11 protein-coding genes and 1 riboswitch are annotated in these 9,987 nt (G+C 27.7%); all 11 genes read left to right on the forward strand.

Annotated elements, in window-relative coordinates; all coding sequences use genetic code 11:
- The first annotated feature begins 340 nt into the window (after positions 1–340).
- Positions 341–424, forward strand: a riboswitch (cyclic di-GMP riboswitch).
- Positions 425–750: 326 nt separating this feature from the next.
- Positions 751–1,074, forward strand: a complete 324-nt coding sequence (locus tag HCG70_RS00565; RefSeq protein ID WP_195953808.1) for a flagellar basal body protein — start codon at positions 751–753, stop codon at positions 1,072–1,074.
- 5 nt (positions 1,075–1,079) lie between these two features.
- The gene (flgC, locus tag HCG70_RS00570) at positions 1,080–1,484 is read left to right on the forward strand and encodes a flagellar basal body rod protein FlgC (RefSeq protein ID WP_221697348.1); all 405 of its coding nucleotides are present in this window, start codon (positions 1,080–1,082) and stop codon (positions 1,482–1,484) included.
- Positions 1,485–1,496: 12 nt separating this feature from the next.
- Positions 1,497–1,796, forward strand: a complete 300-nt coding sequence (gene fliE / locus HCG70_RS00575; RefSeq protein WP_195953806.1) for a flagellar hook-basal body complex protein FliE — start codon at positions 1,497–1,499, stop codon at positions 1,794–1,796.
- Positions 1,797–1,824: 28 nt separating this feature from the next.
- Positions 1,825–3,369, forward strand: a complete 1,545-nt coding sequence (gene fliF, locus HCG70_RS00580) for a flagellar basal-body MS-ring/collar protein FliF (RefSeq protein ID WP_221697349.1) — start codon at positions 1,825–1,827, stop codon at positions 3,367–3,369.
- Between the two features lie 16 nt (positions 3,370–3,385).
- Positions 3,386–4,441, forward strand: a complete 1,056-nt coding sequence (gene fliG, locus HCG70_RS00585) for a flagellar motor switch protein FliG (RefSeq protein WP_288218815.1) — start codon at positions 3,386–3,388, stop codon at positions 4,439–4,441.
- Complete coding sequence (locus HCG70_RS00590) at positions 4,434–5,183, forward strand: FliH/SctL family protein (RefSeq protein ID WP_195953804.1); 750 nt, start codon at positions 4,434–4,436, stop codon at positions 5,181–5,183. Before fliG ends, HCG70_RS00590 begins: the two co-directional genes overlap by 8 nt.
- Before the next feature lie 10 nt (positions 5,184–5,193).
- A complete protein-coding gene (gene fliI, locus HCG70_RS00595; protein WP_195953803.1) occupies positions 5,194–6,501 on the forward strand; it encodes a flagellar protein export ATPase FliI in 1,308 nt (435 codons plus the stop codon).
- Positions 6,502–6,513: 12 nt separating this feature from the next.
- Positions 6,514–6,954: a flagellar export protein FliJ gene (fliJ, locus tag HCG70_RS00600; protein WP_221697350.1), complete on the forward strand. Its 441-nt coding sequence runs from the start codon at positions 6,514–6,516 to the stop codon at positions 6,952–6,954.
- A 13-nt stretch (positions 6,955–6,967) separates the two neighbouring features.
- On the forward strand, positions 6,968–8,911 hold the full coding sequence (locus HCG70_RS17620; protein ID WP_221697351.1) for a flagellar hook-length control protein FliK: 1,944 nt from the start codon (positions 6,968–6,970) through the stop codon (positions 8,909–8,911).
- Between the two features lie 9 nt (positions 8,912–8,920).
- Entirely contained in the window at positions 8,921–9,391 is a 471-nt protein-coding gene (locus HCG70_RS00610) for a flagellar hook assembly protein FlgD (RefSeq protein ID WP_221697353.1), read from the forward strand.
- A gap of 46 nt (positions 9,392–9,437) precedes the next feature.
- A partial coding sequence (locus HCG70_RS00615; RefSeq protein ID WP_221697354.1) for a flagellar hook-basal body protein occupies positions 9,438–9,987 on the forward strand: 550 nt, incomplete at its 3' end.

Raw genomic sequence — 9,987 nt, forward strand, 5'->3', positions numbered from 1 at the left:
GAATATCTAGCTTTAAGCCTTTCATTTTATAAAATTAATCATAAATAGAGATTTAATTTAAAATTAAACATAATTTAACAAAAATACAGAAACAAAAAGTAAATAAATTACAATTAAGATAAAAATGAAAATCAAATAGATTAAATATAATTATATAATAAAAATATTAAAAAATTTAAAAGAAATATCAATTTAAATATTGAAATTTCAGTCAAGATTTTCTTTATAAGTATCCAATTAAGAAGAAAGTGTAAAAAAATTAGAAATAAAAACAAAAAAAAGAGGAAAAATAGGAAAAAACATAGAAAAAATGTTTATATAGGTATATAATAGTAATAAATAATATATAAGGCAAAACTAGAGAAATCTAGTGACGCAAAGCTATAGGGGCTAATTCAAAATATTATGCCAGCCAGCTACCGAAGAGTAAGTAAACTTTTTGTTTTTTTAAGTTCTATTTTAGTAATTTTGAGTTAACTATACAAGACTTCTATTAAGTTATAAAATCAATTAAAAGCGATTAAATATAATAAATTTATATACCGCAGTAATAGAATAAAGACAATTTATAAGAAATAAGGTATAGGTAAATATTAATTATTATGAAGGATTTTAAATACTATTCTCTCCGAAGGGTAGTATTTTTTTATTTTCGCAAATTAAAGGAAAAAAATAATATAAAAGTTATAATAAGGAAAATGATTCAAGGAAATTAAAGATAAAAATATAAAAGGTAGGGGGTGCAGAAAAATGGAAATATATAATCTTATAAAAAGTGGATTAAATGTGGCTCAACTTAGAAGTGAAACAATTGCAAATAATATAGCAAATGTTAATACTCCAGACTACAAAAGAAAATACGTTAGCTTTGAAGAAACATTAGATGATATAAACAATGCTGGAAAAATTGAAGTTAAAGAAGATAATACAACTTCGATAAGAAGTGATGGAAATAATGTTGATTTAGAAAATGAAAAAGTTAATCAAGCTGCTAATACGTTAATGTATAACGGATTAGTAAGTATAACAAATATAAAATTAACAATGTCCAAGAGTGTTATAACAGGAAGGTAAAAATTATGAGCGTATTTAGTGGAATGAGAATTAGTGCAAGTGGTTTATCAGCTGAAAGATTAAGATTAGACATAATATCATCAAATATAGCTAATTCAAGAACAACAAGAACAGAAGATGGTGGAGCCTATGTAAGAAAGACGGCAATATTTTCAGAAAATTATGATAGTAAGCTTGGGATGTTAGGTGTAAAAGCAACATCAATAGAAGATGATACTTCAGAAATGAACTTAGAATATAATCCAACACATGCTGATGCAAATGAAGATGGATATGTAGAATACCCTAATGTAGATTTATTAGTAGAAATGGCAGATTTAATTTCAGCTTCAAGAGCATATGAGTCAAATGTAGATACATTAAATGCTCAAAAAAATATGATATCTAAGGCCTTAGAAATAGGAAAGTAGTAAGGAGATAAAATGAATATACAATCAATAAATACAAATTCGATATTAAATGGCATTAGCATAGGAAATAGTAACATAGAAGAAAATTCAAGTACAAGCTTCTCTACAGTATTAAGTGATGCAATAAATAAAGTAAACGATTCAGAAGTAAATGCAAACAATAAAATAGAAGCTTTAATAAAAGGTGAAGATGTTGAAATGCATGAAGTTATGCTAGCAATGCAAGAATCATCACTTTCATTGCAAGCATTAATAGAAGTTAGAAATAAAGCAGTTGAAGCTTATCAAGAAATAAGCAAACTTCAATTATAGGGAGGCGCATAGCTAAGAGGTAAATATAATGCAGAAAATTAAGGAATTCCTAATAAATATTAAAGATCAATTTATAAATTTAGATAAAAATAAGAAAATAGCAATTTGTATAGGAATAGTTGCAATAATTGTAGCAATAACATTTGGAGTTAGCTATTCACAGCAGAATAAGTATGGAGTGTTATATTCAGGATTAGATTCGATAGATGCTGCAACAGTTACTAAGTCACTTGAAGATGCAGGAGTTGAGACAAAAATTGAAGGAGATATAATTTATGTTCCAAAAGAACAAGTTGATAAATTAAGAATAGAACTATCTTCGTCAATTACAAATGGATCTAAAGGGTTCGAATTAATGGATGAAGGTTCAAGTCTTTCGATGACTGATGAAGAATTCCAAATTAAAAAAATTAGGATGCTACAGGGTGAACTAGAAAAAACTATAAAGACATTTTCAGCAGTTGAAGATGCAAGAGTACATATAACACAAGGTCAAGAATCTGTATTTAGTAGTGAAACTACAGAAGGAAAAGCAGCAGTATATGTTTCTATTAAAGCCGGGGAAGAATTAAATCAAACACAGATAAAATCGATAATGTCATTAGTATCGGCAAGTACTACAAATATTCCGAAGAAAAATGTAGAGATAATAGATCAAAATATGAACTTATTATCAGAAGGAATATATGATGAAGATGGAAACGCGTTAAATGGTATTGGAACATCTCTTTCAAGAAGTGCAGAAAAAGAAGTAAGTGAAGAATTGCAACAATCAATAGTATCAATGCTTGAAGGTATATTTGGAAAAGATAAGGTTAAGGTTACTGTAAATGCAACATTAAATTATGATACGGTTCAAAAAAATGAAGTTGTAATTAATCCTGATACAGTCATTAAATCAGAAAATAGAAGTGAAAATACAACATCAAATGGTAGTAGTAGTAGTAGTGGTTCTCCAGTAGATAACAATATGACAAATACTACTGAATCAGGAAGTAATGGCTCATCATCAATTGAAGAACAAATAGAATATGAGGTTGGTAAAACAGAAATAACAACAATAACATCACCTGGAGAAATAAAAACAATAACTGCAGCTGTAGCAATTGATGGAAGCGTTTCCGATGATATTATGTATAACGTAGAAAAGATGGTTTCATCAGCATTAGGAATAAATGCTGATAGGGGTGATCAGTTAACAGTTGTTGCTATGGAATTTAATAATGAAGGTCAAAATATATTTGGAGATACAACTGATGAAGCTGTAGTACCAACGACTAAAGATTTCATAAAGTATGGATTAATAGCTGGTGGAGTAGTATTAGCATTTATAGCACTAATGATAATTTTATTGGCTAAAAAGAAAAAATCAAAAAATGAAGATGAAATAGTTAACAGTGAAGAAGATACAAATGATTTAATAGCTAAATTAGTAAAAGAAAAAGAAGCTAAGTTAGAAAAGGAAATAGCTATGGAAGAAAGTGAATTAAGTTTAGAGGATGAAATTAAGCTTATTGTTTCTAAGAATACAGATGATGCTACAGAATTAATAAAAACATGGTTAAGTGAATAGGGAGAAGGTAATAGACGTGAATAATAACAGTTTTAAAGGTGGAAATGCCTACGATTTAGGACATATAAATAAGGAAGCTATAAGTGGTGCCAAAAAAGCAGCAGTATTACTTATGACTTTAGGAACTGAATTATCTTCCAATATACTTAAAAACTTATCAGATAAGCAAGTACAAAGAATAGGAGTAGAAATTGCAAACTTACATAAAGTAACTGCAGAAGAGAGAAGAGAAATATTAAAAGAATTTTTAGCGGTAAGAAAAAGTAAAGATTTTGCAATGGAAGGTGGAATAGATTATACAAGGACTTTATTACATGGAGCATTTGATGATTCAAAGGCAAATAAGTTAATGGAAGGTATAAGATATGAAACATCAACAAAGGCATTTACAGCTGCTAGAAAAGCAGATGTAAATCAGATACTAGCTTGTTTAGAGGGGGAAAGTGCACAAACTATTGCGATAATATTATCAAATATACAAGCTGAAAAATCAGCTCAGATAGTTTGTAGTCTAGAAGAAAGCTTACAGCAAGAGGTTGCATTAAAGCTTGGCACAATAGCTAATATTTCTCCAATTGTAATAAAGGCGGTAGATAGTGCGTTAGAAAGAAAATTACTTGCTGTAGGAGAAGAAAAAGTTGATTCATCAAATGGATTTGATAGTTTACTTGATATATTAACAAAAGTAGATGGAAAAACAGAGAAAAATATTATTAGCTTCTTAGAAGCAAAAAACAATATTTTAGCGGAGAGAGTAAAGGCAAATATGTTTACATTTGAAGATATAGTTAGTCTTGAAGATATATCAGTTCAGAAGATATTAAAAGAAGTAAATATAAAAGATGTGGCTATTGCACTTAAGGGTGTTGATGAAGAGATAGAAAGCATAATATTAAAAAACCAGTCAAGCAGGGCAGCACAAGCTTTAAAGGAAGAAATAAACTTACTTGGATCAATTAAGGTTTCACAAGTTGAAGAGGCTAAGAGAAATATAGTTAAAGTTATAAGAAGACTTGAACAAGAAGGAATAATTAGTATTAGTAAAGGTGTGGAGGATGAAATAGTTGTCTAAATCAAAGGTGTTAAGAAATAACGATATAGAAATAATGGGGAAAGTCAGTTTAAAAATGTCGTGCTCTAATGAATTTTTTAATGCGCCTGATAGATTATTTCAAGAGAAAGAAAAGATAGAGCAACTAATTCTAGAAGCTAAAGGTGAGTATAAAAAGATAGTACAAGAGACAGAATTAAAAAAACAAGAAATTATAAATGAAGCAAATGAGAATGCTAAGACAATTGAAAAAAGAGCATATGAATTAGGCTATGAACAAGGTTTGAAAAATGGCTATGAAGATGGTTATAAAGAATCTTATGAAGAAAATATTGATAAGGCTATTAAGGAAAGTGAAGAAATTAAAGAAGAAGCTTATAATACATTATTAAACATAAAAAGCCAGATAAAAGAATACATAAAATACAATAAAGAGCAAGTTCTTAATATTTCAATAAAAATAGCAGAACAAGTATTAAGAGAAAAATTTAAAGATACATCTTTGATGAATATTATGTTAGATAACATTATTAATGAATATGACTTAAAAAATGATTTAGTTATAAAAGTTAATCCTAGATATAAAGAAGAGTTACAAAAAAATATAGATGAAAAAATACCAAAAAACAATTCTGCTCAAAAGATTTTTATATTATCTGATTCAAGTATTGAAGAAGGAAATGCAGAAGTTGAGGATAAAAATGGAAAGTTAATAGTTGGTATAGATAGCGTTTTAGAAAAAGTTAAAGAAGAGCTTCTATAGTGGAGGAATTATGATTTCTATAGATTTTAACAAAACATTAAAAAAGATAAGTAATATAACTCCTTATATATCAGAAGGAAAAGTTAAAAAGGTTATAGGACTTACTATTGAAGTCGAAGGTTTAAAAGCATCTGTAGGAGAGTTATGTACAATATATAACCAAAGTAATAATCCAATAAGTTGTGAAGTCGTAGGATTTAAAGAAAATGAAATAATACTTATGCCATTAGGAGAAGTAGTTGGAATTGGACCGGGATGCAAGGTTGTTGCAAGTGGAAATCCATGTAGTGTTAAATGTAGCAATGAATTACTAGGTAAAGTTATTGATGCATTAGGAAATCCAATAGATGAAACTAATATTATTGGTGGGGAAAGATATAGTATGTTTAATAAACCTCCTGATCCAATGAAAAGAAAGAGAATAAAGAATATAATGCCAACAGGTATTAAGGCAATTGATGGATTTATTACATGTGGAGAGGGACAAAGAATTGGTATTTTTGCAGGGAGTGGTGTTGGTAAAAGTACAACATTAGGAATGATAGCAAGGACTGCAGAAGCTGATGTTAACGTAATAGCTTTGATTGGTGAAAGAGGCAGGGAAGTATTAGATTTCATTGAAAGGGATCTTGGACCAGAGGGGATGAAAAAATCAGTTGTTGTATGTGCAACATCAGATAAACCACCTTTAGTAAGACTTAAAGGTGCATTAACTGCAACATCCATAGCGGAGTATTTTAGAGATCAAGGCAAAAAAGTAATATTGATGATGGATTCAGTTACTAGATTTGCAATGGCTCAAAGAGAGGTTGGACTTGCAATTGGAGAGCCGCCAGCTCAAAAGGGATATACTCCATCAGTATTTGCAGAATTGCCAAAACTTATGGAAAGGACAGGACTTTCTGATGTTGGTTCTATAACTGCCTTTTATACAGTACTTGTTGATGGAGATGACTTTAATGAACCAATTGCAGATGCTGTAAGAGGAATTTTAGATGGACATATAGTTTTATCAAGAGAATTAGCACATAAGAATCATTACCCTGCAATAGATATTTCAAATAGTGTAAGTCGTCTTATGAATGATATTTGTGAAATTAAACATAAAGCAGCGGCGTCTCAAGCTAGAGATATAATTGCAACATTTAAGGAAGCAGAGGATTTAATTAATATTGGAGCTTATGAAAAAGGGTCTAATATTAAAATAGACAAGTCAATTAAGTACATTGATAAGGTTAATAATTATTTAAAACAGGGAGTAGATGAAAAAAGCTCTTTTGAAGATAACATTAATAATTTAAAAAATATATTTAGGTAAGGAGATGGGTAATTGGAGAATTTCAAGTTTAGATTGCAAAAGGTTTTAGATATTAAAGTTAAAAATGAAGAAAAAAGTAAAATTAAATATTCGAAAATTCAAAATGAAAAAAGAATAGTTGAAGAAGAGCTTAAGGCTTTGAAACAAAATTATAAAAAGTATGCGGATGAAATTAATATTGAAGATATAGTTGCGAGAAAGATAACGTCTAATTATTTAAATACTTTATCTAATACTATTAATGTTAAGAATAATGAATTAATCAAAAAAGAAAATTTATTAGTTGAAGTAAGATTAGATTTACTAAATAAGCAAATTGAAAAAAAATCTTTAGAAAAATTAAAAGAAAATAAGTTTAAATTACATAAAAAAAATGAAGAGCAAAAAGAACAAGCAACTAATGATGAATTTGGAATGTATTCATTTTTAAGAAAAAAAGCTGAATGCGTATAGGAGAATGATAGTTGTGAAGATAGATATGCTACAGGCACTATCATTAATAAATCTAAATAGTGCATGTATAAAATGTGAAAATATTGAGAGCGATTTTTTATCAGTATTAGATAATGAAGTTATCAATGGAAATATTCTTGAAGAAACTAATAAAGTTAAGGTTGAGAAATCTTTAATTAATGAAGATGAACAAAGGGAATTAAGAGAAGTTGATGAAAAATTAATTGAATTTATTGGTGCATTACTTAATAAAATTAATTCTAATAATTACGAAAATAAAGTAGAAGTCAAAGATATTTATAATCAGGAGATTAAAGTATTACTTGATAATGTTGAAAGAGGAAAGTCTGAAAAGTATTTTGAGGATAATATACAAGCTTATGAGTTAAAAAATAATACACAAGTAAAAGTTGTAATTAAAGAAGATGTGCAAGATATAATGAATAATTCATCATCTGATATAGACAATGAAGTTATAGAAGAGAGTGTGTTTAAAGAGAAGCATGCCATCAATAATATTGATAAAACTTCAAATAAAGAAGCAATAAAGTGTCATTTAGATTTAGATAATATTATAAACAATGTTTTAGAGAAGAATGTAGATAACACAAAAGAAATGGTGGATAACTTCTTAACTGATGTGGAAAATTTATTTGTAAATAATGAATCTTATATAAGTAAAGAAGAAAGAAGTATATTAAATAAAAATTTAGAGTTAAATGAACTTAATAATACTACAGAAAAGTTTATTAAATTTGGATTAAATGAAGAAGAAATAAAATCTATTTTTGAAAAAGTAAATTTGGAAGTTGATTTTAATCAAGTTAATTCAAAAGTAAATAATTTAACTTTAAAAATAGAGAATCAAGGTAGTATAGATTCCCTAAATGTAGAAGAATTGATTAAATCTAATGGGATTACAAATAAGATTAAAGAATTAGGACTTAACGAAGAAGAAATAAATAATATTATAAGTAAGATAAATCAAAAAATAGAGGTTACAAAAAATTCAACTAGCGGTATTAAAAAAGAAATTCAAATTATAAATATAATTACTGAAATTATGGACAAGATTAAAGCAATCATATTAAATGAAAAGAAATTTAATAACAAGACGTTAGAAGAATTTAATACAAATAATAATTTATCACTTAAGCTAGATAAGATTCAAGGTAGTGAAGATTCATCTAATACTAAAGATTCTTTAGAGATGAGTGATGAATTAGAAGTACTAAGTAGTTATAGATTATCAGCATTGAAAAGTAAGAGTATTAATTCACAGGGAATTAATATGGTAAATAAGGAAAATTCATTTATGAATGAAGAAATTAAAAATAAATATCTGGATACATTAGTACAGTTTGTAGAAGTTATAGATAATTCAGCAACTACTAATAAGGAGATTCAAATTAAAAAAGGTGGAGCTGAAACAAATATAAATAATACTGATAATGAACTTAATATAGTAAATAATATTTTAATTACTAAAAACAATAATGTAACAGAAGTAAAAGAAGAAATAGTACATCAACAAGTTATTAGAAGTGAATATATATCAGAAGATTTTGTTCAAACAATAAAGTATTTGAAAGTTAATAACAAGGAAGAAATAAATGTAAAAATGAATCCAAAGGATTTAGGAGAGTTAAATATAAAAATACTTAAATCTAATAATGAAGAAAAGATAGTTATTACATTAGATAATGAAGAAACGTTTAATTTAGTAAAAGAAAATGTATATGAAATAAAAAATCATTTAAACAGTTTAGATATTAATATTAAAACTGTGGTTGTTGAAATGAAAGTTGGAAACCAAAATGATTTTTCTCAAAATTTAAATCAACAATTTAATAAGAATAATAAGGAAGAAAAAAAGACAAGACACACTGGGTCAGAACAAAATAATAAAGAAGATTCATTAGAAGATGATAATATAAATATTAATTTATTGATATAGGAGGGGAATATGGAGATAAATAGTAGAAGTAGTTCAAGTTCAGCAATAGGAAAAACAGAAAATGGAACCTATGTATATGATTCAGCAACTACTACAGATAAGGATTTGTTTTTAAAGATGTTAGTAGCACAAATGACTAATCAAGATCCATTTAATACTCAAGATCCATCACAATACATAACTCAGTTAGCTCAGTTTAATAGCTTAGAGCAAATGATGCAATTAAATGATTCAATGGAGTATTTAGTAAATTTAAATAATGCAATGCTAGTAAATAATGCAATGGGATCTGCAGCATCATTAATAGGAAAAAATGTTGAGGTATCAATTGGAAATGAAGTTGGTGAATATGAAAATTTTACTGGACAAGTTAAAAGTGCATCTATTAAAGATGGAGTTGTGTGCTTAGAATTAGAGTTAAGTGATACAGGGGAAATAAAAGAAGTAGAATACTCATCATTAGTTAAAGTTACAAAATAATTAATAGAAATAAAATATATAAATATATAAAAGGGAGATAAATAAAATGTTAAAGTCAATGTATTCAGGTATAAGTGGTATGAAAGCAAATCAAACAAAGTTAGATGTAGTAGGTAATAATGTAGCTAATTCAGGTACAACTGCATTTAAAAAATCAAGTGTAAGATTTAGCGACACATTAAATCAAACAATTATATATTCAAGTAAACCAACAGATACTTTAGGAGGGGTTAATCCAGGACAAGTTGGTGTTGGTGTTAAGGTTGCAGCAATAGCTAAAAATATGTTACAAGGTTCTTTACAACAAACAGGAATAGCTAGCGATATAGCAATAGATGGAGATGGTTTTTTTGTAGTTGAATTAGATAGAAGTGAAAAGGGAGCAGGAGAGGAAAAGCAAGTAATTGTGACAGAAGGCTATACAAGAGATGGATCATTTACGTTAGATGCAAATGGGTATTTGGTAACTTCATCAGGATATTTTGTTTTAAATACTGGGTCAGCATATACTTCAAGTGATGATGAAAGTGATGGGATTGGTGGTGTTGATGAGGCACCAGATGTTGATGAGACACCGGATGTTGATGAGACACCGG

The organism is Clostridium sp. K04 (genome assembly GCF_019734375.1).
GTDB classification, from domain to species: Bacteria; Bacillota; Clostridia; order Clostridiales; family Clostridiaceae; genus Clostridium; species Clostridium saudiense.